Consider the following 24,350-nt stretch of genomic DNA (forward strand, 5'->3'; position numbering starts at 1 on the left):
GTGTTTGAGGTTGAAAATATCATTTTGGTTTCGTGTATTTAAATTATAAAAAAAACACCAAACACAATACTTTTTTAGTTGATTTAACTCTTTTTTAATAGTATGATTAAAGCTATTAGAGATTATAGGAAGACTCGTGTAAGTTTAGCTATTAAAAACCCTTAACAAGGCTTTTTGTTATTCGCGCAGATGCAATTTTTGAGGCTACCACACCTAAAACAGAAATGGTTAGAAACACTAAAATAATGTTTTCAAACTTTATGGTAACAGGGTAAGCTAGGGTTGGGGTAATCATAACTAAACTAAATGCTTTTTGTAAACCAGTAATTATAAGCGCTAAAATTAAACCAATTATACCACCTACAATACTCATTAAACTACCTTGATAAAAGAATATTTTCTTAATATCTTTAACTGTGGCGCCTATGTTAAACAAGGTGTTTAAGCTCCGTTTTTTGTCCAGCATCATCATAATTAAGGACCCAATTACGTTAAAAAAGGCAATTATCAATACAAGTGTAAAAATGAGGTAAACGGCTAAATTTTCGGTGTTTAACATTTTATATAAGGCGTCGTTTAATTGGGCTCTGTTTTTTAAAATAACTTTGTCGCCTAAAATTGCTTTTATGTTTGCTTTGGCTTGGGTTTCATCTACACCATTGTTTAGCTTAAACTCTAATGCTGTAAATTGATTGGGTTTATAATTTAGTAAGTTTCTAGCTAAATCTATTGGCGCATAAACGTAAGCGTCGTTTAACTGTTCGTTAATATTAAACACACCCACGCTAATAGCTTTTACGGTATTAAATGCATTTTTGGTAGGTGTTATTTGCGATTTTCCGGGTTTAGGAACATAAACCGAAATTGGTTTGCTAAAATCTAAAACTCCTAATGATAAACTGTTTGAAATGCCCCAGCCCAAAACAAGCTGATTCGATTTTTGCTCAAACCAACTGCCATGATCCAACGTCGAATCGATAGCCACAACGTGTTGAAAATGTTCATCGACACCTTTAATAACAGCAAAGCTATTTTTATCATCGACCGCTAAAAAAACGCGTTCTTCTATAATTTTCGAGTAGCTGGCAATATCTCTTAAAGCGTCGAGTTTTAGGGTTTCTTCTTCTGTTAAAACAAATGATTTTCCTAGTGTGGTTTCAGCTTTTAAATCTGGATCCACTTGGCTAGTAAATTGTAGTGTAAAATCTTTTAAGCCTGCAAATCCGGAAAGCACAACAAATAACGATGCCGACCCCAAAATAACGCCAATAATAGCAATATAAGTTATAAAGTTTATAGCGTTGTTAGAACTCTTAGAGCGGAGGTAGCGTTTTGCTATGTACAGAGAAACATTCATAATTGTAATATTATGAATTTATAATTACAAAATGAATGTTAAAACAAACCATTAAAAAGGTAATGTAAGACTTAATGTTTTTTTCTTTTATCTAATATAGAAGGATCCTTTATTGGGTTTTCTTTTCCTTTTAAAGATTTTTCTATTTGGTCTATATATTCTAAAGAGTCGTCAATAAAAAATTCTAAATTAGGCATACGGCGCAGTTGGTGTCTGGTACGTTGCGCTAACTCATGACGAATTGCAGGTGTGTTAAACTTAATACCTTCTAGTAATTCTTTAGCTTTATTATTAGGGAAAATGCTTAAATAAACTTTTGCAACGCCCAAATCTACAGTAACTTTTACTTTAGAAACAGATATTAAAACACCACGCATACCGCCTTCTGTGGCAGCTCTTTGTAATACATCAACTAAGTCGGTTTGTAATACAGATCCTATTTTCTTTTGTCTTTGACTTTCTTCTATGTCGCTCATTATTTAATACCCATTAAAGGTTTAGATTGCAAAAATAACGGTTATTTAAAGATTATGTTACTTTTAGTGCGCTATTTTCGTATTTTGATATGGATTTTAGTTTGAATTTAGAGATTTCCCTTTTTAAAGTGAATGACAAAAAGACTGTTTTTAAAAGGTTTTCGCCTTCGCGGAAATGAAGAAAATCAATTAACGATGAATAAAATAGAACATATAGGAATAGCCGTAAAAAACCTTAAAGATTCGAATGATTTGTTTTCGAAACTATTTGGAAAAGCTCATTATAAAACCGAAGAAGTAAAAAGTGAAGGTGTAAACACATCTTTTTTTAAGGTTGGCGAAAATAAAATTGAATTATTAGAGGCTACTAAAAAAGACAGCCCTATTGCAAAATTTATAGAAAAAAAAGGCGAAGGCATCCATCATATTGCTTTCGATGTTGATGATATAGTGTCTGAGATTAAGCGACTTAAAGCAGAGGGTTTTATTGTATTAAACGAAACACCAAAGCGTGGTGCCGATAATAAGTTGGTTGCTTTTTTGCATCCAAAAACAGCAAACGGGGTGTTAATTGAATTGTGTCAAGAGATAAAGCAATAATTTTTCTTGCTAACAATTAAAATAAGTAGTAATATTGCACTCCAATTTCGGTCCTATAGCTCAGTTGGTTAGAGCACCTGACTCATAATCAGGTGGTCCATGGTTCGAGTCCATGTGGGACCACTTAGAAATTGTAAAGCCTTTCATGTATTTGAAAGGCTTTTTTTGTATTACTTGTAAACATTAAGTTTTCTCTGCTTTAGATAGGCTTTATTTTTTTATCTACGGTTTCATCATTTTCCATATCCTTCTTATTATATAATTTATCTGTTAATGCTTTTCATCTTTTATCAATAGAGCGGTCGTTTAAAATATTTCTACTTTTTAAGCGTTAAAAATAGTAGTGAAACAGTTTAGTCGGACTATCATGTTGTTTTTGGCGTACCAAAATGTAAAGAGCATCATCCTATATGTAATGTTTTAATTAGTAAGGGTGTAATATTCTTTTTGGTTTACGTTAAAATACATATATTTACGCTGTAAATAAAAAGTGAGAGAAACTATTTATTTAATATGTTTTCGATGTTCTTACAGAATGTTAATGAAAAGACTGAGAAAATAAGCATTTCATCGATGTTTTTGGTGTTTTCATGGATGTTTTTAAGTCAATTCAAAGAAATATATTTTGCTAGCTCGCTTTTTTTTATACATTTGCAACCCAATGATAATACAAAATAAAAGAATTTTTGCCTCAATCTTATTTGTATTAATAAGTTTTGTCTGTGCAGCTCAGTCCGTTCCAGCGCCTCCTGTTCCAGGACCGCCACCACCACCAGGTCTTCCTATTGACGGAGGAATCTTAGTAGGTGTTGTTTTTGCCATGATATATGGTGGTAAAAAGCTTTTGTCTTCAAACAAACATGGCTAACAAACTATTTGTTTAAGTTAACAAGTTTTGCAACGTATTTCCCTAAAACATCAAACTCTAAATTTACAAGTGTGCCAATTTTAAAAGTGTTAAAATTTGTGTGATTATAAGTGAATGGTATAATAGCTACGCTAAAGGTATCTTTTTTAGAGTTTACTACCGTTAAACTTGTACCGTTAACTGTTATCGATCCTTTTTCAATAGTAATATTGTTCAACGTACTATCATATTTAAATGTAAATACCCAACTGCCGTTTTCTTCTTTAATATCTATACATTCGGCTGTTTGGTCTACATGGCCTTGCACTATATGACCATCTAATCTATCGCCAAGTTTCATGGCGCGTTCAAGGTTTACTTTATCATTTACTTTAAGTGTTCCAATACTTGTTTTGTCAAGCGTTTCTTTTATTGCCGTTACTGTGTATTCGTCGTTATTTGTTTTAACTACGGTTAAGCAAACGCCGTTATGTGCTACACTTTGGTCTATTTTAAGTTCAGGAGTAATGGTGCTTTTAATAGTTATATGAAGGTTTTCTAATTCGGTTTTCAAATCTGAAACCACACCAATATTTTCAATAATTCCCGTAAACATAGTATTGTTTGTTTATTTGGTTAAATTTGCGCTAGTATAAGAGTTTCAAAATTACGAACAAAAGTTGTCATTTCTAATGAACGAAGAAGAAAATATAATTGTAGGTATATCTATAGGTGACTTAAATGGAATTGGGGGAGAAATTATTTTAAAAACTTTTGAAGACCCAAGGTTTTTAGATTTTTGCACACCTGTGATTTTTGCGTCGGCAAAAGCCATGACTTTTTTTAAAACGCATTTTAAGTCGGAAATTAATTTCAACATAATAAATAATATAAGTCAGATTGTTAATAATAAGGTGAATGTGCTTAATTGTTGGAATGAGCCTGTTAAAATTGAATTTGGAAAAGAAGATGTTAAAATTGGAAATTTTGCGATTAAATCTTTAGAAGCTGCTACTAAGGCATTAAAGGAAAATGAAATTCATGTTTTAGTAACTGCGCCTATTAATAAGCATAATATTCAGTCGGAAGATTTTAAATTCCCTGGACATACTGATTATTTAGCGCAAGAACTAGAAGGCGAAAGTTTAATGTTTATGATTACAGATACACTTAGGGTTGGTTTATTAACCGATCATGTACCTGTTAAAGATGTAGCGACTCATATAACTCCAGAATTAATTGAGCAAAAAATAGGCACGGTTTACAACTCGCTTAAAAAAGATTTTAAAATAGAAAGACCAAAAATTGCTGTTTTAGGTATAAATCCGCACACCGGAGATAATGGTGTAATAGGTACTGAAGATGACGATGTATTAAGACCAACACTTAAAAAAATAAAGGATACAGGTAAATTAGTTTACGGTCCTTACGCCGCCGATAGTTTTTTTGGATCTAATAATTATAAGAATTTCGATGCCATTATAGCATCGTATCACGATCAAGGTTTAATACCTTTTAAAACGCTGTCTTTTGGTCAAGGTGTTAACTACACTGCGGGATTAAACAAAGTAAGAACATCGCCAGATCACGGTACAGCTTACGAGATAGCAGGTAAAGGGGTTGCCGACGAAAATTCATTTAAGGAAGCAGTATTTAGCGCTATTAGTATTTATAGAAACAGGATGAGTTATGAACAACTCACTGCAAATCCATTAAAGAAAGCGCCTAGAAAAGTGCATCGTTAATTGGTTGATTATTAGTTAAAAAGTTAATAAAAACAAGCCTGTAAAAACATAATTAAAAAAATGTTGATAACTCGTGCTAGGTAAATAAAAATTTATATATTTGCAGGCTCAAAATAGATGCGGTTATGAAGCTATTAAAAGAGTTTACAATCCCATTTGTGGGATTAAAAGTAGGTAAACATCATTTTGAGTACAAAGTTGAGCAAGCGTTCTTTGAACATTTTGAGTATGAAGATTTTAATGACGTAAACATTAATGTTGATCTGGAGTTAGATAAAAAATCAACATTATTAGCGTTACATTTTAAAATTTCTGGATGGGTTAATATAAACTGCGATTTAACAAATGAGCCGTTTAACCAATCTGTAGAAAATGAATTTGACTTGGTTGTTAAGTTTGGCGATGAGTATAATGATGAAAATATTGATATTTTAATTTTACCTCATGGCACTTACGAAGTTAGCATTCAGCAGTATATTTATGAGTTAATTATACTTGCTGTACCAATTAAAAGGATTCACCCAGGAGTTGAAGATGGTACATTGGATTCAGAGATACTTGAAAAATTAGAAGAATTAAGCCCAAAGCTTAAAGATAAGAAAGACAAAGAAGAGGAAACAGATCCTCGTTGGAATACATTAAAGAAATTATTAACGGATAAATAAACATATAAAATGGCACATCCTAAAAGAAAAATCTCGAAAACAAGAAGAGATAAAAGAAGAACACATTACAAAGCAACTGCGCCACAGATTGCTACATGCCCTACAACAGGTGAGGCTCATTTATATCACAGAGCGCACTGGCATGAAGGAAAATTATACTACAGAGGTCAAGTATTAATTGACAATTCTGAAGAAGTAGAAAACGTAGCATAATTATATTATGCATGCATATATAAAACGCTCATTTATGAGCGTTTTTTTTATGAAATACTTTTTCTAAATCACAAAAACGCGTAATTTGTATATTATTAGGCCAAAATTTAGTAGTTTTCCTAAAATATTGGATGTTTTTGTCCAATTTTAACGATTTTTTGGTCAAACAAACTTAAAAGGTATGAGTAAAATCTCAGCAGCCATTACAGCTGTAGGCGCTTATGTGCCAGAATATGTATTAACCAATCAAATTCTTGAAACGATGGTTGATACAAACGATGAATGGATTACCTCTAGAACAGGGATCAAAGAACGTCGCATTCTTAAAGATGACGGAAAAGGAACATCGTACCTAGCTATTAAGGCAGCACAAGATTTAATAAACAAAAAAGGGATTGACCCAAAAGAAATCGAGCTTGTTATCGTTGCCACTGCAACTCCAGATATGAAAGCCGCTTCAACAGCATCATACACAGCATCAGAAATTGGAGCAACTAATGCTTTTTCTTTTGATATGGATGCCGCATGTTCAAGTTTTTTATTCGGAATGTCTGTAGCTGCAAGTTATATTGAATCAGGTCGATATAAAAACGTATTGCTTATCGGAGCCGATAAAATGTCGTCTATTATTAATTATAAAGATAGAGCAACATGTATTATTTTTGGCGATGGTGCAGGAGCTGTTTTATTCGAAGCTAACGACGAAAACTTAGGATTGCAAGATGAGTATTTAAGAAGTGATGGTACTGGTAGAGAGTTTTTACAGGCCACTTACGGAGGATCATCTCACAAACTAACTGCAGAGATTTTAGAAAATGGCGGGCAATATGCTTTTCAAGAAGGAAGAACAGTATTTAAAAATGCTGTGTTTAATATGGCTGATGCTGCTGTTAAAATTTTAGAGCGTAACAACTTAACAAAAGATACTGTAGATTGGTTGGCTGCGCATCAAGCAAATAAACGTATTATTGATGCCACCGCGCAACGTATTGAACTAGATGATAGTAAGGTTATGATGAATATTCAAAAGTATGGAAATACTACATCTGCAACCTTACCTTTACTTATAAATGATTACGAATCGCAACTTAAAAAAGGAGATAATGTTATATTTGCAGCCTTTGGAGGAGGATTCAATTGGGGAGCCATTTATTTAAAATGGGCCTATAATTCAAAATAATAACCACTAACTAATTAGTAATAATATGGATATTAAAGAGATTCAAAACTTAATTAAGTTTGTAGCCAAATCTGGTGCAAGTGAGGTTAAATTAGAAATGGACGATATAAAAATCACCATTAGAACAGGATCAGATTCAGACACTACAATAGTGCATCAGGTTCCTGCTACTCAATTACAACCACAACCAGTTATTTCTGCAGCACCAGTTGCCGAAGCTCACGCACCAGTTGCAGCCGCAGCAGCTCCAGCTTCAGAAGATTCAAAATATATTACAATCAAATCACCTATAATTGGTACTTTTTATAGAAAACCAGCTCCAGATAAACCTTTATTTGTTGAGGTAGGTCAAACTATTGGCGAAGGTGATGTACTTTGTGTTATTGAAGCCATGAAACTTTTCAATGAAATTGAATCTGAAGTTTCAGGAAAAATAGTTAAAATTTTAGTAGACGATTCTTCTCCGGTAGAATTCGATCAACCATTATTTTTAGTAGACCCATCATAACCTATTAAAAATTCCAATAAACAAATCTCGAAATCCAATATTTGGAATTTGGCGGTTGGAATTTGTAATTTTTAATTTTAAAGGTATGTTTAAAAAAATATTAATTGCCAATAGAGGAGAAATAGCACTTCGTGTTATTAGAACCTGTAAAGAAATGGGCATTAAAACGGTGGCGGTATACTCTACTGCCGACGAATCGAGTCTGCATGTTAAGTTTGCCGATGAGGCCGTTTGTATAGGACCACCAGCAAGTAGTGAGTCGTATTTAAAAATGTCTAATATTATATCTGCAGCAGAAATTACTAATGCAGATGCCATTCATCCAGGTTACGGATTCCTGTCAGAAAACGCTAAATTTTCAAAAATTTGTGAAGAGCACGGTATAAAATTTATCGGAGCATCTCCAGAAATGATTGATAGAATGGGAGATAAGGCAAACGCCAAAGAAACCATGAAAGCTGCCGGAGTACCATGTGTACCAGGTAGTGAAGGTGTAATAAAAGATTTTGAGGAATGTAAAAAATTAGCCGAAGAAACCGGCTATCCTGTTATGCTTAAAGCTTCTGCCGGTGGTGGAGGTAAAGGTATGCGTGGTGTTTTCAAACCAGAAAATCTTAAAGATGCTTGGGATTCTGCAAGACAAGAATCTAAAGCAGCCTTTGGAAACGACGATATGTATATGGAAAAGCTTATTGAAGAGCCAAGACATATCGAAATTCAAATTGTAGGCGATTCTAACGGAAAAGCCTGTCATTTATCAGAAAGAGATTGCTCGATACAACGTCGTCACCAAAAATTAACCGAAGAGGTACCGTCTCCATTCATGACAACCGCACTTCGTAAAAAAATGGGAGAGGCAGCAGTAAAAGCAGCAGAATATATTAAATACGAAGGCGCAGGAACCATTGAGTTTTTGGTAGATAAGCATCGTAATTTCTACTTCATGGAAATGAATACGCGTATTCAGGTAGAGCACCCTATTACAGAGCAAGTAATTGATTTCGATTTAATTCGCGAGCAAATTCTTGTAGCAGCAGGCGTGCCAATTTCAGGTAAAAATTATACCCCAAAATTACATTCTATCGAATGTAGAATTAACGCCGAAGATCCGTATAATGATTTCAGACCTTCACCAGGAATGATTACAACATTACACGCTCCAGGAGGGCATGGTGTACGTTTAGATACGCATGTTTACGCAGGTTATGCCATTCCGCCTAACTACGACTCTATGATTGCTAAGTTAATTACAACGGCGCAAACCAGAGAAGAAGCCATTAATAAAATGAAACGTGCCTTAGACGAGTTCGTTATAGAAGGCATAAAAACTACCATTCCATTCCATAGGCAACTTATGGATCATCCAGATTATTTAGCAGGTAATTATACCACTAAATTTATGGAAGACTTTAAAATGGAAAAACAAGTAGAAGAATAAATAAATAAAACTCCGGAAGCAATTTCGGAGTTTTTTTATGGCGTTACCACAAGGGTCGGGCTTTCCATTACAAGTCCTCGCACCTCCATTCGTCGGGCTGTGGGCTTTCCTCTGCAATCCCTAACGCGGGCCAGTCCGCTGTTTTCAGTCATCAGTGCGCAGTCACTCTTAATCTATTCAAATCCATTACAATTTTCCTTCAAATAAGTTAGGGGTAAGCAAGGTGTTAAGTAAACTTTCTTAAATTTTCAAAAGGCATAGCGTAGACTCAAACTTCAATTAAAAATTATAACTTAGCTTCATGAACCTTTCATATTGGGAAATAAAATCATGGCTCTCAAATATCGATTACTGCATAGTTGGTAGTGGTATTGTAGGTCTTAACTGTGCCTTACAATTAAAAGCTAAGTTTCCAAAAGCCAAAATTCTAATCCTCGAAAAAGGAACCTTGCCACAAGGTGCCAGTACCAAAAACGCAGGATTTGCCTGTTTTGGAAGCCTAAGCGAAATACTAGACGATTTAAAAACACATTCCAAGGCAGACGTCCTTCAACTCATTCAAAAGCGTGTAAAGGGCTTAAACGTATTAAGGCAAACCTTAGGCGACCAGCTAATTAATTTTAAGCAATTAGGCGGTTACGAGTTGTTTTTAAACTCAAATAAAACCCTATTTCAAGACTGTATATCTAAAAGAGAAGCCATTAATACATGGCTAAAACCGCTTTTTAAAACCGATGTTTTCAGTATAACACACAATAGTTTCAATTTCAAAAATATAAATAGCCAATATGTTTTCAATAAGCTTGAAGGGCAAATAGATACCGGAAAAATGATGGAGGCCTTATTGGAAAAAGTGAATTCTAAAGGCATCAAAATTTTAAATAATGTGCAAGTGGAGCAGTTTTTAGAAGTTGCCAATTCGGTAAAAATAAAAACCAATCAGTTTGAGTTTTCGGCATCAAAACTTCTTATTGCTACCAACGGATTTGCATCACAGTTAATCAAAGAACATGTAAAGCCAGCAAGGGCCCAAGTGCTAATAACTAAACCCATAAATAATTTAAAACTAAAAGGCACGTTTCATTTAGATAAAGGCTATTATTATTTTCGGAATATAGACAATAGAGTTCTGCTTGGTGGTGGCCGAAATTTAGATTTTAAAACCGAAGAAACCACCGAGTTTAAACAAACAACCTTAATACAAATCCACTTGGAAACTCTTTTAAAAACAATCATTTTACCAGAAACAGCTTTTGAAATTGAAAACAGATGGAGCGGCATTATGGGTGTTGGCAACCAAAAAAAAGCCGTTGTAAAGCAACTAAGCACTAATGTGTTTTGTGGTGTAAGACTTGGCGGTATGGGTGTTGCAATTGGTAGTTTAATAGGTAAAGAATTAGCGGAATTGGTATAATGGCGTTAAAAGATAAAAAGCATAGCGAGAGTTTGCTAAAACGATTTTTTCGATTTGTTTTAAAAACGATCTTCTGGTTGGTAGTACTTTCTGTAGTCACGGTTTTCTTGTATAAAAAGGCGCCCGTTCCGGCTACGCCATTAATGGTTAATAGAAGTATCGAGCAATATCAAAATGGTCAAGATATAGTTTGGAAACACGATTGGGTTGCTATGGAAAATATTTCAAAAAATGCTCTATTGGCTGTAGTTTGTAGCGAAGACCAATTATTCTTAAATCATAATGGTTTCGATTTAAAAGCCATAGAAAAAGCATACGAAAACAACAAAAAAGGAAACGCAATTAAAGGCGGAAGTACCATAAGTCAACAAACGGCAAAAAATGTGTTTTTATGGCCACAGCGTAGTTGGTTGCGCAAAGGCTTGGAAACCTATTTTACGTTTTTAATAGAAAAAATTTGGACTAAGCAGCGTATTCTAGAAGTATATTTAAACAGTATAGAAATGGGAAATGGTATTTACGGTATAGAAGCCGCTTCGCAATATTGGTTTAAAAAACCAGCATCCCAATTATCTAAACAAGAAGCCGCAGCAATTGCTGCTATTTTACCAAATCCGCGTAAATACATTGCACATCCAGCAACTACTTATATAAACTCTAGAAAAAACTGGATTGTAAAACAAATGGTTTATTTTGGGACCTTAGATTTTAAAACAAATGAGTAGTCCTCTAAATATAAAGCAAAACCTATATAACGCCTGTTTTCAGTTTATTGAAAACAGACTGTTAACGGTCCAAAGAACCATTAACGAAATTCAAGAATCCTTAACTAGCGAAACTAAAAGTAGCGCTGGCGATAAGCATGAAACCGGTCGTGCTATGCTTCAGCTAGAGCGAGAAAAAGCAGGAAATCAACTGGCCGAAATAGTGAAGGTTAAAGAAGCATTGTCTAAAATTAGTACCGAAAAAAACTCTAAAACAATTGGTTTAGGAAGTGCAGTATATACCACAAAAGCTAATTATTATATAGCTATTAGTGCAGGAGAATTAACAGTTAACAAGGACAAATTTTATGCTATTTCTCCTAATACGCCTATTGGGCAGTTATTAATGGGGAAAGAGGTTAATGAGTCTATTGCTTTTCGAGGCATAGCGTTTGTTGTTAAAGAGGTGTTGTAAAGCTAATTTAGCGCTCTATTCTTTCAGGTCCAGAAAAAGTATTTAGTTGAGCTTCTACAAGGTTTCTTTTAATAATAGTATTTCTTATTATTTTAAAAATTGTTATTAAAAAAGCCATAGCTAGTAATGCACAAATACCAACAAATACAAGAATGTTTTTAAGGTCTTTTTTTACTTTATCTTGTTCTTCAAAACTTAAAATGGTTTTAGTTTTTGGGTTATAAAAACCACGAACTACAAATGTTTTTTCTAAACTAGCTTTAATAGAATAGGTGCTTTCTTCGGGTGTATTAAAACAATTGTCGTAAAGTTTAAAAAGGGGTGTTTTGGGTTTTAAAACGTTTAAAATGGAATCTAGTCTTTTGGCTTTATATAACCGGTTATTAAAATCTCTTAATTGTAGTTTAAAGGCTTGATCCATAGATTTTTCCCAAAGGCTAGAATCTATATTTTTTTTAAACCCGAATTTATCCATATTCTTTTTTAGCTGAGTTTTGAAGCTTTCTTTATCTGGCTTTTTAAGGTGTATGGGGTTAAAATAATAACGATAGTACGCGCCAGAAGATGGGTTGTTGTAAATGTGGTCGCGTTCTGCTTGAGAAAGCACATAGTTTTCTCCATTAAAATCGTAAGGGCGTTTAATCTGGTAAACCCAAGCGTTATTTAGTTGTATATACCTTGATCCTGGAAGTGTAGTTAGTTCATCGGCATTATTTAAAATAACAATGTCTTCCTTTGTTTGCGTAAGTTGCCAAATGTCTTTAAGGTATTTTATATCTCTATTCGCAAAAAGTGCTATAGTTACAGGAATAATTAATATTACGCTTACTATGTTTAAAAATGAAAGTGGTTTGGCTTTTTTAAGACCATTTTTAATTTCATAATCTAAAGACAAGGTGTCGTTAATAGAAACGATATAACGTGAAGCGCCTTCATTAATAGCCACAACGCCATCTCTAACAATATACTCATAGCTAAAGGATTCGTTTTTTAGAGACTTTAAGTATTTACGCCAATGCCATGGTATTTTTACTTTAGCTCCGTTTATAGTGTCGTAATACCTTCCGTTTTTTCCGTGTTGCTCATAAATACGTTTGTAAAAACCAGTTGCTTTATATATTGTAGGATCTATTACATGTTCTTTGTAGCCTTTTACAAACCAATTAATACCATATAAGAGCATTATTAAAACGCCAAACATGATATTAATAACGACATGATTTTCGTCTTCTTCGCTGTAAATTACAATGGCAACAATAGTAATTATTACAGCAAGTATAACGAACATGCCTAATAATAGTTTTTTGGTTCTGTTTATTTGGCTAGAAACAAAAGCTAATTCATTGTCATTTAAAGTTCTTTTAGCAAACATGTATAGAGTTCTATTTAATCTTCGATTATTTTTAGGAATAATGTGCTGCCTACGCTAACCTGTTTGCTATATTCAAAAAACACGTGTTTGCCGTTTAATTCGGCTTCAATTAAATAATAATGGCCTTTAAAAAAAGATCGTTTAACCGTAGACTTCAAATCTGATTTATCTACAACTCTTAATTGATGAGCATAAATTATTTTGTTGTTAAGGACATTAAATTCGCCAAAAAAGGATGCAATTAAAGGTGTTTTAGGGTTTTTAAAAAGTGTTTCGGGATAATCGTTAACTGCAATTTTATGATCATTTAGAACAATCATACGGTCTGCAAAACCTAAAACATCTTCTTTATCATGCGTGGCAACAACACAGGTAATATTATTTTCTTTTAAGTATTTAAAAACACTTCTACGAAGACTTTGTTTTTTAAAATTATCGATATGGCTAAAAGGCTCGTCTAGCAAAATAATTTCGGGTTGTTTGGCTAAAGCACGTGCTAAGGCAACACGTTGTTTTTGACCGCCGCTAAGTGTTTTTACTTTTGTTTTTGCAAACTTAGTAAGCTCGACAACTTCTAGTAATTCGTCAGTACGTCTTTGTTTTTCTTCAGGATAAAAACGAGACAGGAATTTACCTATGTTTTCTTCAACCGTTATAAAAGGCATTAAGTCAAATTCTTGTGCCACATATTTCATAAAATCGTAGCCAACAACAAGGTTGTATTTTGGACCTAAAATTTCTTCATCATTCCAGAAAACATGTCCTTCATCTAAATCATATTCTCCATATAAAACCTTTAATAAGGTGCTTTTTCCAGAGCCACTTTCTCCTATAATAGCAACATGTTCGCCTTGTAGTGCATCAAAAGAAATAGCTTTTAAAACAGGAGTTTTGTTATAAGAAAACGTTAGGTTTTTTACGTGTAACATAGGTTAACAAAAATAACATAAAAAATGCTTTGGCTAAATTTAGCAGGCATTAATAGTATTTAATTTTCAAGCGTATACCCCATATTGTTTAATGTAAACCCAAAAATATCTGCATATTGGGCTATGGTTTTGCTAACAGGTGTTCCTGCACCATGGCCTGCATTGGTTTCAATTCTAATTAAAGTAGGGTTGTTGCCTGTTTGCTTAGCTTGTAATTCGGCTGCAAATTTAAAACTGTGGGCCGGCACCACTCTATCGTCATGATCGCCTGTTGTTATTAGTGTGGCAGGATATGCAACACCTTTTTTTATATTGTGTAATGGCGAGTATGCTTTTAAATAATCGAACATGGCTTTACTGTCTTCGGCAGTGCCATAATCGTACGCCCAACCTGCTCCCGCTGTAAAGGTATGGTAGCGTAACATATCTAAAACACCAACTGCTGGTAAAACAACTTTAGCTAAGTCTGGGCGCTGTGTCATAACAGCAGCAACTAATAACCCACCATTTGATCCACCACGTAATGCTAAATATTTAGAGGTGGTATAATTGTTAGCTATTAAGTATTCCGCGGCAGCGATAAAGTCGTCAAATACATTTTGTTTTTGCAATTTCGTGCCGGCATCGTGCCATGTTTTACCGTATTCGCCACCGCCACGAATATTAGGTACAGCTAAGACGCCACCTTGTTCTAGCCAAACCGCATTAGTTATGCTAAAAGCAGGTGTAAGGCTTATGTTAAAACCGCCGTAACCGTATAAAATAGTGGGGTTTTTGCCATTTAAGTTAATCCCTTTTTTGTGGGTAATTATCATAGGGATTTTAGTGCCATCTTTGGATGTATAAAAGACCTGATGACTTTCAAAATGGTTACTATTAAAATCTATTGAAGGTTGCCAATACGGTGTGTAATTGCCAGTTTTTAAATCGAATTTATAAATACTACTAGGCGTGCAGTAGTTGGAGAAAGAGAAGTAGCACGACAGCTCATCCTTTTTGCTGCCAAAACCACTTGATGTGCCTAAACCAGGTAGTTTAATATCTCTAATAAATTCGCCGTTGTATGTGTATTGTTTTACTTTAGAAATGGCGTTTACCATGTAATGCGCAAAAAAATACTCGCCACTTTTGGCAATGGTTAAAACCTGATTGGTTTCTGGAATGACATCTTCCCAATGTTTAGGATCTGGAGTATTAAAATTTACTCGAACTACCTTTTTATTAGGAGCGTTTAAATTGGTTAATAGAAATAGCGCGTCTCCCGCATTGTCAATAAGGTAAGTGTCTGTTTCTGTATTGTTAATTATTGTTTTTAAGGCAGCATTTGGGTTAGAAAGATCTTTTATAAAAACTTTATTTCCGGATGTGGATACGCGTGGGGTTAACACCAAAAACCGGTTATCCTCGGTTACTTTTGCATAAATATAGCGGTGTTTTTCTTCTGGTTTATCTCCATAAATTATAACATCATTTTCTTGGGGTGTTCTTAATTTGTGATAATATATTTTATGCTGGTCTGTTTTAGCCGAAAGCTCACTGCCTTCGGGTTTGTCGTAGCTAGAATAATAAAAGCCTTCATCTTTATACCACGAAATTTGAGAAAATTTTACATTAGTTAGAGCCTCTTCAATTATGGTTTTGCTTACAGCATCCATAACAAAAACTTTTCTCCAATCGCTTCCTCCTTCTGATATGGTGTAGGCTAAAAACTTACCATTTTTAGAAAAACTTATGGCACCTAATGAAACAGTACCATCTTTAGAAAACGTATTAGGATCTAGAAAAACTTCAGCTTGACTATTTTCATTTTGCTTTCGGTATATAACGTCTTGGTTTTGTAAACCATCGTTTTTAGAAAAGTAGATAAAATGGCCTTCTTTAAAAGGGGCGCTAATTTTTTCGTAATTCCATAAGGTTTCTAATCGGTTTTTTAGCTGCGCTCGGTATGGAATTTTATCTAAATATGCGCTAGTAACCTCGTTTTGTGTTTCAACCCAAGTCTTGGTTTCTAAACTTCTATCGTCCTCTAACCATCGGTAAGGATCTTTAACTTCAACTCCAAAATAGGTGTCTGTAACATCAACTGATTTAGTAAAAGGATATTTCACGTGGTGTTTTAAAATTTAAAAATGATGATTAAATAGGGAGAAGTATCTTTTTTACTACAAAGCTATAATAAAAAAGCCTCTTTACGTTAATTAAAGAGGCTAAAATTGGTTTGTTTAGTTGATAAAGTATATTATACTAGTTTGTTTTCAATTAAATATTCTGCAATTTGAATCGTGTTTGTTGCAGCACCTTTACGAAGGTTATCGGCAACAATCCACATGTTTAATGAGTTTGGTTGCGTTTCGTCTCTTCGTATTCTACCCACAAAAACTTCATCTTTATCGTGAGCAAAAATTGGCATTGGGTAGCTGTTAGTTGCTGTATTATCTTGAACTACAACACCTGGTGTTTCGCTTAAAAGTTGTCTTACTTCAGCTAAATCGAAATCATTTTCAAACTCAACATTAACAGATTCCGAGTGCCCTCCTGCGGTAGGAATTCTAACTGCGGTTGCCGAAATAGAAAACGATCTATCGTTCATAATTTTTTGAGGTTCTCTAGCTAATTTCATTTCCTCTTTAGTGTACCCGTTGTCTTCAAAAACATCGCAATGCGGTAATGCATTTCTTCCAATTGGATAAGGGTATGCCATTTCGCCTTCAATACCTGCAATTTCATTTTCTAATTGACGCACAGCCTTAACACCTGTACCTGAAACCGATTGGTAAGTGGATACCACAACGCGTTTCATTTTATATTTTTTATGAAGCGGATTTAATGCCATTACTAATTGAATTGTAGAACAATTAGGGTTGGCAATAATTTTGTCTTCTTTAGTTAATTCGTGAGCATTAATTTCTGGAACTACTAATTTTTTAGTTGGGTCCATTCTCCAAGCCGAAGAATTATCAACTACTGTTGTTCCTACTTCTGCAAATTTAGGAGCCCATTCTAATGAGGTATCTCCACCTGCAGAAAATAAAGCGATATCTGGTTTCATAGAAACTGCTGTTTCTAATCCAACTACCGTATAATCTTTTCCTTTATAGGTTAATGTTTTTCCAACCGAACGTTCTGAAGCAACAGGAATTAACTCTGTTACAGGAAAATTACGTTCTGCAAGAACTTTTAACATTACTTCGCCAACCATTCCAGTTGCACCTACTACAGCTACTCTCATCGTTTTATAGATTTAAAAAAAATTTGTGTGGACAAAACTAACTATTTATTCTATTTTAGAATATAAAAAAAGCCCTCATTTTAATAAAACGAGGGCTTTTTAACAAGAAATAACAAGTTGTTATTTAATTAACACTTTGTTATTTTTTAAGTAAATCTCTTATTTCCGCTAATAACTCTTCTTGAGAAGGTCCAGCTGGTGCAGCAGGTGCTTCTTCAACAGGTTTTTTACTTTTGTTATAAGCTTTAACAATCAAGAACATAACAAAACCAACAATTAGTAAGTTTACAATCGTGTTAACCCAAGATCCCCACATAATAGCATTTTCCGCTGATGTTACAGTACCTTCAGCATTAACAACAGCCTCATCAAGAACTATTTTTAATTCTGCAAAATCCATTCCGCCAGAGAAGTGACCTACAATTGGCATGATAATATTATCGACAAATCCTTTTACAACGCCTCCAATAGCTCCAGCCATTATTACAGCAACTGCAAATTCCACAACGTTACCCGTCATGATAAAATCTTTAAACTCTTTTAACATAATTTTAAATTTTTAGTTAGTATTTAATAGGACACAATTTACATAAAAAGTCACAATATGTTTAATCTTCTATTTGATTAATTTATAATTAGACGTTTTACCCGCTGCGAAATAGATGTTATAAGCTCGTAAGAGATGGTGCTAGCACTAGCAGCAAGGTTTTCGGCGGTGGCGTGTTTACCAAAAACAATAACCTCGTCGCCCTCATTGCATTCAATATTAGTTATATTAACCATAATCATGTCCATACAAACATTACCAATAATAGGTGCTTTTTGTCCATTTATACTTACGAAACCCTTTCCGTTACCGTAAGGTCTTCCAATACCATCGGCATGACCAATGGGAAGCGTAGCTGTTTTTAAAACACCTTCACTTTTATACGCCCTATTATAGCCCACCGAGTCGCCTTTATTAATGGTATGAATTTGAGAAATAATAGTTTTTAAAGTGGCAATTGGCGTTAGGTGCTGGTTTTCTTTTACAGAATTGCCAAAGCCATATAATCCAATACCGCTTCTAACCATATCAAAATGAGCCTCGGGGTAATTTAATATGCCCGAAGTATTGCACATATGCAGTATAGGTTGGTAACCTATTTTATTTGTAAACCCTTCAGCAATGGTTTTAAAGGTTTGTATTTGGTTTAAAGAGAATTCTTTTTCGTTTAAGTCTTCGCTAGCAGCCAAATGAGAAAACAGCGATGTAACATGTACAGCTACAGTTTCTTTAACTTTAATAACTATAGAGTTTACTTCATGTTCTGAAAATCCTAACCGGTTTAATCCTGTATTAAATTTAATATGAATTGGATAGTTAGTTTGTTTTTCCGCGGAAGCGAACCCTATAAATTCGTTTAAAATTTTGGTGTTATATAAACTAGGCTCTAAGTTATAATCTAATAAGGCTTTAAAGTTTACAGATTGCGGATGGAGCACTAAAATAGGTTTGGTAATACCAGCTTTTCGCAGGGTAATACCCTCTTTAATATAAGCTACAGCAAAATAGTCTGCGTTTAAACCTTGTAAATAATTGGCTATTTCACAGGCATCACTACCATAGGCAAAAGCCTTAACAACGGCTAAAAATTTGGTGTTGGGTTGTAGCTTAGATTTTAGGTGTTCAAAGTTTTGTTTTAGCGCTTTTAAATCTATTTCAAGCACTGTTTCTTGTGCTTTAGGCATTGGAGTTTTTTGGTTTAGTGTTTACTTCTTCAACCTCATTAACCTTCATGTTTTTTACCTTTTCGCGTAGCATGGCTTTGTAATATGCTGCTCTACTTAAAGGCTCGTACTCATTAACCTCGCCAAGTAAAACAAGATTTTCATTTTGATTTTTTCTGTAGCTATACTGGGCTAAATTGCCAGTCCTAGTACAAACGGCATGTACTTTAGTAACATACTCGGCAGTAGCCATTAAATTAGGCATTGGACCAAATGGGTTGCCTTTAAAATCCATATCTAAGCCAGCCACAATAACACGAATACCTTTATTGGCTAAGTCGTTGCAAACACGTACAATTTCATCATCGAAAAATTGGGCTTCATCAATACCTACAACATCGCAACCATCGGCCAAAATAGGAATGTTGGCTGCTGCAGGCACAGGTGTAGAGCGTATTTCGTTGGCGTCGTGTGAGACCACCATTTCTTCATCATAGCGGACATCAATAGCAGGTTTAAAGATCTCTACTTTTTGCCTTGCAAATTGAGCCCGTTTAAGTCTACGAATAAGTTCTTCGGTTTTTCCAGAAAACATAGAGCCGCAGATTACTTCTATCCATCCAAATTGTTCTTTATGATTTACTGTATTTTCAAGAAACATTTCGTAATTTTAACACTAATTCGTAGTCGATTATCATTTGTATAAAGGTGACGTAAATTTATTAAAAAAACAAAAGGCTAAAGTGCAATAATTTAAAATTTATAAACAATGAAGAAGAAGGTTGAATCTGAACTCGTTAGTATAGCACACAGGATTCTTAAATTAAAAGGAAAAGAAGATGTTTTAAAAATGCATGCTGAGGTTTCTGCGCTTTATGAGAAGCTTTCGGTCATGAAATTTGCTCACGAAAATTTTGAAGGCGATTTGCCAACCATTGGCAACGATTCGTCCTTTTTTGGTATGTTAGACACGGCTTTCAACAATAAAGTAAGCGATAATATAGAGGTTGAAGATAAAATTTATGTAAACCTTGATGCGGTTGAAGAGGATGATATTATGGAGCCTGTAATGAATAAAATTAAAGATATGGTTGCTTTTATGCCAGAAGAAACTGAAGAGGCCGAACAACCTAATGCGGCAGCCGAAGAGGATATCTTTGTGCCTAAAACACCAGAAAAACAACAAAACATAGAAGATATTACTGCGGGGTTTGGAGACATTCCTGTTTTTGAGCCTGTTTCTAATTCACAAAACGGCGTGCCTCCTAATGGTAAAAAATCCTTGAATGATAAGCTTAAAATTGGCGGGTTAAACATTGGGTTAAACGATAAAATTGCATTTATTAAGCACTTATTTGATGGTAAAAGTGAAGATTACGATCGTGTTTTGTCGCAATTAAATACATTTGTAACCTATGAAAATGCCAAAAACTTTATTGTACAAATGGTTAAACCAGATTATAATAATTGGGAAGGAAAAGAGGAGTTCGAAGAGCGTTTTATGCACATTATAGAAGCAAAGTTTAATTAATATTTGGGTGTTACCGCGCAGAAAAAGCGCGGTCGTGCTTTTCATTCATAGTTTTGGCTCGATGCGCGCCTCGCCAAAAGCTAACCATTTCAATCACTAACACATGAGTAAACTATATATAGTTCCAACACCCATTGGAAATTTAAAAGACATCACCTTAAGGGCGCTTGAAGTTCTAAAAGATGTCGATTTAATTCTAGCCGAAGACACCAGAACCTCAGGAAAACTCTTAAAACATTTCGAAATTTCAACTCACATGCAGTCGCACCACATGCATAATGAGCATAAAACGGTTGAAAGTATAATTCAAAAATTAAAAAGCGGAACTACCGTGGCGCTAATTAGCGATGCGGGAACACCAGCCATTTCAGATCCCGGGTTTTTACTATCGCGTGCCTGTATTGAAAATGGTATAGAAGTAGATTGTTTACCTGGAGCCACAGCATTTGTGCCGGCATTGGTAAATTCTGGATTGCCAAATGATAAGTTTGTGTTCGAAGGTTTTTTACCTGTTAAAAAAGGCCGACAAACACGGCTTTTGCTTTTAGCAGAAGAAACTAGAACTATGATTTTTTACGAAAGTCCGCATAAACTAGTAAAAACCTTAGGGCATTTTTGCGAGTATTTTGGAGAAGAAAGACAAGTATCGGTTTCAAGAGAATTAACAAAACTATTTGAAGAAACCATTCGAGGTACAGCCAAAGAAGTATTAGAATATTATACCAATAAACCTCCAAAAGGCGAAATTGTTGTTATTGTTGGAGGAAAAGTTAAATAGATTTAAAGTATTACAATGAATTTAGAATCGTTCAAGAAGAAATTAAAAGAAGACCCAACTGCCATAGCGTTTACCGAAACCATGAGCGTTATTGAAGAAAATTACAAATTTGAGCCTACAGCATTTAAAAACGGAACTCTAGAAAATGCCGAGGGACAAAATTCGGGCTCTTGTAAATTATTTGCCTTTGCTAAAGCGCAAGGTTTTTCTAAAGACGAAACATTAGCTTGTTTTGGGCAGTATTATTTTGATGAGGTTTTAAAAGACCCTAATGGAACGGGACACCAAAACATTAGAAATTTTATGAATACCGGTTTTAATGGTTTAAGTTTTGAAGGGAATCCGTTAACCGAGAAATAAAACTTACAATTTGAATTTCTTAATGAGTTCTAGGAGCTAAAGCTAAATGCAAGATTTACTCGATAATATAAAACAATGCACCATTTGTGCAGAGCATTTAGCTTTAGGCCCACGACCTGTGGTTTCTGCACACCCAGATTCTAAAATTGTAATTATTGGTCAAGCTCCCGGAACAAAAGTACATGCTTCGGGAATTCCTTGGGACGATGCAAGCGGCAAACAATTGCGTAAATGGCTTAATGTTTCAACTAAAGATTTTTATAATGAAACCAAGTTCGCCATAATTCCTATGGGGTTTTGTTATCCCGGAAAAGGAAAAACGGGCGATTTACCGCCGCGACCAGAATGTGCACCACAATGGCATAAACCGCTACTTAACGAGCTTAAAAATGTAGAACTCGTTATTTTAATTGGTATGTATGCTCAAAAATATTATTTAGGCAAAAGAGCTAAAAAAAACTTAACAGAAACTGTAGATAATTTTCAAGACTACCTGCCCAAATATTTGCCGTTGCCGCATCCTTCGCCTAGAAACAGGTTTTGGCTAACTAAAAATCCTTGGTTTGAGGTTGAGGTGTTGCCGGTTTTGAGGGAAAGGGTGGGGAGACTAATTTTTAATGATTATATAAATTAATACACCTAACTTATTGGTTCTAATAAGTCTATTTTTTTTATTAATGAATGTATATTAAGGTTTTCTAGAATATATTTTCTCTTTAAATTATAATAATGACCTATCAATATTTGTTGGTTTTCGCTTTTGTCAAATTTTGAATTAAACGCTAAAGTTTCTTTTAGTTCATTATCCTTTTTTAAAACATTAAGTTTAGGGTGGTTTTCTTTTTGATAATAGTTGTGATAAAATACCGCCAATTCAACTATTGTATATAGAATGGGGTTTGAATATTCATCGTCAGTGATTTTATTAGGAAGTAGATTTTCAAATGTATCAATTAGCTCTTGTAGTGTGTATTTTTTAACTTTAATATTATTATAGATATTACTGTGATGGTTTTTTAAAAAAATTAATAGTAAAAAGAGCTTAGGGAAAACGGTTTCTTTATTTCCAAAGGATTTCAAGGCTAATCTTGCATGTGCAAAAATCTTTTCAATTTGTCTAATTCTTAAATTAGTTTTACTAAATAGCTTGTGAGAAAGTTCAATAAAATTATAGGAATCATTATTATTTCTTCTTTCCCTATAGGTCGTTTTAAAAAAAACTGAAAATTCAAAATACTCATAAAAGTAATTACACAGTAATCGCTTATTTGGAACAGGAATTGAATACTCAATATCAATAAATCTTCTTAAATATTCATTTGAATCAATATTGTCATTACCGTATACCCCTTTTACAGCATGGCCTAGTTGAATTTTATCAATTGAAAGAACAAAAACGATTCCTGGAACGGAAAATAAGTGTTTAATTTGTTCTAAAACTTCAACAGCATAATTGGGACGACATCTATCCAATTCATCAATTATAAATATAACAGGTTTTTCCTTTCCAACTTCATTTACAAAGACCTCTAAAGTATCCTTGAAATCTTGAATGCTTTTTTTCTTCGAAGTATATGATTTTATTTCGTCCTTTAATTCTTGAGCACCATATTCAACAACTCCTTCAATTATTGAATTAGTTGCTTCGTCTCCAATTGTTCTTTTAGCCATATGCTTTGCTATTAAAGGCAAAAGCTTACTAGTTAATGGTACTACTTTGTCAATTACTTTGTTAAAAGTGTTAACTGGTTTGTTTTTAATCTCGGCTAGTTCTGATATTAAGGCTACTAACACATCTTTCTCGAAATCATTTTCCCACGCGTTGTAATATAACGTTGTATAGCCTTCGTTACATAGTTGTTGCTGCCACATTTTCACAAAAGTAGACTTTCCTTCGCCCCAGGGGTTATTGATAGCAAGAACGAATCCATCAGCATAGTTAGACACTATTTGTGTTAGGATTTGAGCGTATGGTTTTCTTTCTAATTTACAATTTGCGAATGGGTCTTCTGTTTTTTCTTTAGGAATATATAGGTCTTTATGTCTTAGATTCATAATAAAAAATTTACATCTAATGTAGAAAAGATATATGTTATATAGTAATGCTTCATACTGAAGTTGTAAACAATAAAAACCTCCCCTTTTCTGGAAAGGGTTAAAAAATTGTTGATTCTAAATTGAAACAAATAACGCCTATCATGAGATTCCTGCTTTCGCAGGAATTAGATGTGCTTCCCTTTTTCCCAACCATGTTTTCCTAAATACTGCTCGCCACTTTCAACAGCGCCACTTTCAATAGATGTACCCATAGAGTCATTCCAGCGATTTAAATAGCCAAATAAAGAAATAACACCAAGCATTTCAACTATTTCGCCTTCATCCCAATATTTGTGTAATCGTTTTTTTATGGTTTCATCAACAGCGTTTGGTACTTGGCTTGCGGCCAAACTAAAATCTAAGGCAGCACGTTCGGCTTCATTAAAAGCAGGGTGTGTTCGGTATTCCCAAATATTATCGAGTTGTTCTTGTTCTGCGCCGTAACGTTCTGCAGCTCTTATGGCATGTGCTTGACAATATCTGCAACCTGTAGCGTTGCTAGATACCCAAGCAATCATTCGTTTTAAGGCAGAAGTTACTTTTCCTTCGTTTGCCATAACAGCCATATTTAAGTTTATAAATGCTTTACTTATGGCGGGTCTGCGTTGCATGGTTAATACCGAATTAGGACAAAAACCTAAGGTTTCATTAAAAAATTCGGCTAGTTTTTTGGTCTCTTGGTCATGGTCGGCAGAAAGTGGTGTTACTAGTGGCATATATTT

The 24,350-nt window shown here is 34.2% G+C and carries 26 protein-coding genes and 1 tRNA gene; 15 read left to right on the forward strand and 12 right to left on the reverse strand.

The genetic code is table 11. The annotated features are described in order from the left end of the window. Nucleotides 1–151 precede the first annotated feature (151 nt). Together HNQ90_RS01240 and rbfA are read right to left on the reverse strand one after the other, a co-directional pair. Complete coding sequence (locus HNQ90_RS01240; protein ID WP_144114842.1) at nucleotides 152–1,357, reverse strand: ABC transporter permease; 1,206 nt, start codon at nucleotides 1,355–1,357, stop codon at nucleotides 152–154. Between the two features lie 71 nt (nucleotides 1,358–1,428). Continuing rightward, nucleotides 1,429–1,833, reverse strand: a complete 405-nt coding sequence (rbfA, locus tag HNQ90_RS01245) for a 30S ribosome-binding factor RbfA (protein WP_144114843.1) — start codon at nucleotides 1,831–1,833, stop codon at nucleotides 1,429–1,431. A 195-nt stretch (nucleotides 1,834–2,028) separates the two neighbouring features. Between rbfA and mce the strand changes: the two genes are divergently transcribed. Beyond that, nucleotides 2,029–2,433 carry a methylmalonyl-CoA epimerase gene (gene mce / locus HNQ90_RS01250; RefSeq protein ID WP_144114844.1) on the forward strand — a complete coding sequence of 135 codons (405 nt, stop codon included), beginning with the start codon at nucleotides 2,029–2,031 and terminating at the stop codon, nucleotides 2,431–2,433. Between the two features lie 49 nt (nucleotides 2,434–2,482). Continuing rightward, nucleotides 2,483–2,556, forward strand: a tRNA-Ile gene (locus HNQ90_RS01255). Nucleotides 2,557–3,305: 749 nt separating this feature from the next. Here HNQ90_RS01255 and HNQ90_RS01260 read toward each other — a convergent pair. Further along, nucleotides 3,306–3,896 (reverse strand): riboflavin synthase, encoded by a 591-nt coding sequence (locus HNQ90_RS01260; protein ID WP_144114845.1) that lies wholly within the window; start codon nucleotides 3,894–3,896, stop codon nucleotides 3,306–3,308. 76 nt (nucleotides 3,897–3,972) lie between these two features. Between HNQ90_RS01260 and pdxA the strand changes: the two genes are divergently transcribed. The 9 genes from pdxA (at nucleotide 3,973) to HNQ90_RS01305 (ending at nucleotide 11,622) form a co-directional block, all read left to right on the forward strand. After that, nucleotides 3,973–5,025: a 4-hydroxythreonine-4-phosphate dehydrogenase PdxA gene (pdxA, locus tag HNQ90_RS01265; RefSeq protein WP_144114846.1), complete on the forward strand. Its 1,053-nt coding sequence runs from the start codon at nucleotides 3,973–3,975 to the stop codon at nucleotides 5,023–5,025. A gap of 125 nt (nucleotides 5,026–5,150) precedes the next feature. Beyond that, nucleotides 5,151–5,690, forward strand: a complete 540-nt coding sequence (locus HNQ90_RS01270) for a YceD family protein (RefSeq protein ID WP_144114847.1) — start codon at nucleotides 5,151–5,153, stop codon at nucleotides 5,688–5,690. A 9-nt stretch (nucleotides 5,691–5,699) separates the two neighbouring features. Beyond that, nucleotides 5,700–5,903: a 50S ribosomal protein L32 gene (gene rpmF / locus HNQ90_RS01275; protein ID WP_034042489.1), complete on the forward strand. Its 204-nt coding sequence runs from the start codon at nucleotides 5,700–5,702 to the stop codon at nucleotides 5,901–5,903. A gap of 181 nt (nucleotides 5,904–6,084) precedes the next feature. Further along, the gene (locus HNQ90_RS01280; RefSeq protein WP_144114848.1) at nucleotides 6,085–7,083 is read left to right on the forward strand and encodes a beta-ketoacyl-ACP synthase III; all 999 of its coding nucleotides are present in this window, start codon (nucleotides 6,085–6,087) and stop codon (nucleotides 7,081–7,083) included. A 25-nt stretch (nucleotides 7,084–7,108) separates the two neighbouring features. Beyond that, entirely contained in the window at nucleotides 7,109–7,591 is a 483-nt protein-coding gene (accB, locus tag HNQ90_RS01285) for an acetyl-CoA carboxylase biotin carboxyl carrier protein (protein ID WP_144114849.1), read from the forward strand. An 85-nt stretch (nucleotides 7,592–7,676) separates the two neighbouring features. Continuing rightward, nucleotides 7,677–9,029 (forward strand): acetyl-CoA carboxylase biotin carboxylase subunit, encoded by a 1,353-nt coding sequence (gene accC / locus HNQ90_RS01290; RefSeq protein ID WP_144114850.1) that lies wholly within the window; start codon nucleotides 7,677–7,679, stop codon nucleotides 9,027–9,029. A gap of 301 nt (nucleotides 9,030–9,330) precedes the next feature. Continuing rightward, nucleotides 9,331–10,443 (forward strand): NAD(P)/FAD-dependent oxidoreductase, encoded by a 1,113-nt coding sequence (locus HNQ90_RS01295; RefSeq protein ID WP_144114851.1) that lies wholly within the window; start codon nucleotides 9,331–9,333, stop codon nucleotides 10,441–10,443. Continuing rightward, nucleotides 10,443–11,168, forward strand: coding sequence for a monofunctional biosynthetic peptidoglycan transglycosylase (gene mtgA, locus HNQ90_RS01300; protein WP_244962205.1), 726 nt, complete (start codon nucleotides 10,443–10,445; stop codon nucleotides 11,166–11,168). The genes HNQ90_RS01295 and mtgA overlap by 1 nt, the downstream gene beginning before the upstream one ends. Next, a complete protein-coding gene (locus tag HNQ90_RS01305) occupies nucleotides 11,161–11,622 on the forward strand; it encodes a 3-oxoacyl-ACP synthase (RefSeq protein ID WP_144114852.1) in 462 nt (153 codons plus the stop codon). Before mtgA ends, HNQ90_RS01305 begins: the two co-directional genes overlap by 8 nt. A 7-nt stretch (nucleotides 11,623–11,629) precedes the next feature. Here the strand turns inward: HNQ90_RS01305 and HNQ90_RS01310 are convergent, their stop codons facing one another. The 7 genes from HNQ90_RS01310 to HNQ90_RS01340 all read right to left on the reverse strand — a co-directional run bounded on the left by HNQ90_RS01310 (nucleotide 11,630) and on the right by HNQ90_RS01340 (nucleotide 19,523). After that, complete coding sequence (locus tag HNQ90_RS01310) at nucleotides 11,630–12,994, reverse strand: hypothetical protein (RefSeq protein WP_144114853.1); 1,365 nt, start codon at nucleotides 12,992–12,994, stop codon at nucleotides 11,630–11,632. A gap of 14 nt (nucleotides 12,995–13,008) precedes the next feature. After that, the gene (locus HNQ90_RS01315) at nucleotides 13,009–13,923 is read right to left on the reverse strand and encodes an ABC transporter ATP-binding protein (protein WP_144114854.1); all 915 of its coding nucleotides are present in this window, start codon (nucleotides 13,921–13,923) and stop codon (nucleotides 13,009–13,011) included. 59 nt (nucleotides 13,924–13,982) lie between these two features. Next, entirely contained in the window at nucleotides 13,983–16,031 is a 2,049-nt protein-coding gene (locus HNQ90_RS01320) for a prolyl oligopeptidase family serine peptidase (RefSeq protein ID WP_144114855.1), read from the reverse strand. Between the two features lie 131 nt (nucleotides 16,032–16,162). Beyond that, nucleotides 16,163–17,152 carry an aspartate-semialdehyde dehydrogenase gene (locus HNQ90_RS01325; RefSeq protein ID WP_144114856.1) on the reverse strand — a complete coding sequence of 330 codons (990 nt, stop codon included), beginning with the start codon at nucleotides 17,150–17,152 and terminating at the stop codon, nucleotides 16,163–16,165. 139 nt (nucleotides 17,153–17,291) lie between these two features. Next, on the reverse strand, nucleotides 17,292–17,699 hold the full coding sequence (gene mscL, locus HNQ90_RS01330) for a large conductance mechanosensitive channel protein MscL (RefSeq protein ID WP_144114857.1): 408 nt from the start codon (nucleotides 17,697–17,699) through the stop codon (nucleotides 17,292–17,294). Between the two features lie 77 nt (nucleotides 17,700–17,776). Continuing rightward, complete coding sequence (gene alr, locus HNQ90_RS01335) at nucleotides 17,777–18,883, reverse strand: alanine racemase (protein WP_144114858.1); 1,107 nt, start codon at nucleotides 18,881–18,883, stop codon at nucleotides 17,777–17,779. After that, nucleotides 18,876–19,523, reverse strand: a complete 648-nt coding sequence (locus HNQ90_RS01340; RefSeq protein ID WP_144114859.1) for a thymidine kinase — start codon at nucleotides 19,521–19,523, stop codon at nucleotides 18,876–18,878. Before HNQ90_RS01340 ends, alr begins: the two co-directional genes overlap by 8 nt. A gap of 108 nt (nucleotides 19,524–19,631) precedes the next feature. Between HNQ90_RS01340 and HNQ90_RS01345 the strand changes: the two genes are divergently transcribed. The 4 genes from HNQ90_RS01345 (at nucleotide 19,632) to HNQ90_RS01360 (ending at nucleotide 22,165) form a co-directional block, all read left to right on the forward strand. Then, nucleotides 19,632–20,393 (forward strand): hypothetical protein, encoded by a 762-nt coding sequence (locus tag HNQ90_RS01345; RefSeq protein WP_144114860.1) that lies wholly within the window; start codon nucleotides 19,632–19,634, stop codon nucleotides 20,391–20,393. Nucleotides 20,394–20,496: 103 nt separating this feature from the next. Beyond that, on the forward strand, nucleotides 20,497–21,171 hold the full coding sequence (gene rsmI, locus HNQ90_RS01350) for a 16S rRNA (cytidine(1402)-2'-O)-methyltransferase (RefSeq protein ID WP_144114861.1): 675 nt from the start codon (nucleotides 20,497–20,499) through the stop codon (nucleotides 21,169–21,171). 15 nt (nucleotides 21,172–21,186) lie between these two features. After that, nucleotides 21,187–21,531 (forward strand): HopJ type III effector protein, encoded by a 345-nt coding sequence (locus tag HNQ90_RS01355; protein WP_144114862.1) that lies wholly within the window; start codon nucleotides 21,187–21,189, stop codon nucleotides 21,529–21,531. A gap of 46 nt (nucleotides 21,532–21,577) precedes the next feature. Beyond that, a complete protein-coding gene (locus HNQ90_RS01360; RefSeq protein WP_144114863.1) occupies nucleotides 21,578–22,165 on the forward strand; it encodes a uracil-DNA glycosylase family protein in 588 nt (195 codons plus the stop codon). A 5-nt stretch (nucleotides 22,166–22,170) separates the two neighbouring features. On the opposite strand, the gene HNQ90_RS01365 is transcribed toward HNQ90_RS01360, so the two are convergent. Beyond that, entirely contained in the window at nucleotides 22,171–23,586 is a 1,416-nt protein-coding gene (locus HNQ90_RS01365) for a KAP family P-loop NTPase fold protein (protein ID WP_144114864.1), read from the reverse strand. A 167-nt stretch (nucleotides 23,587–23,753) separates the two neighbouring features. Further along, entirely contained in the window at nucleotides 23,754–24,344 is a 591-nt protein-coding gene (locus tag HNQ90_RS01370; RefSeq protein ID WP_144114865.1) for a carboxymuconolactone decarboxylase family protein, read from the reverse strand. Nucleotides 24,345–24,350 lie beyond the last annotated feature (6 nt).

The sequence above is a fragment of the Algibacter amylolyticus genome, assembly GCF_014202225.1.
Classification (GTDB): domain Bacteria; phylum Bacteroidota; class Bacteroidia; order Flavobacteriales; family Flavobacteriaceae; genus Algibacter_B; species Algibacter_B amylolyticus.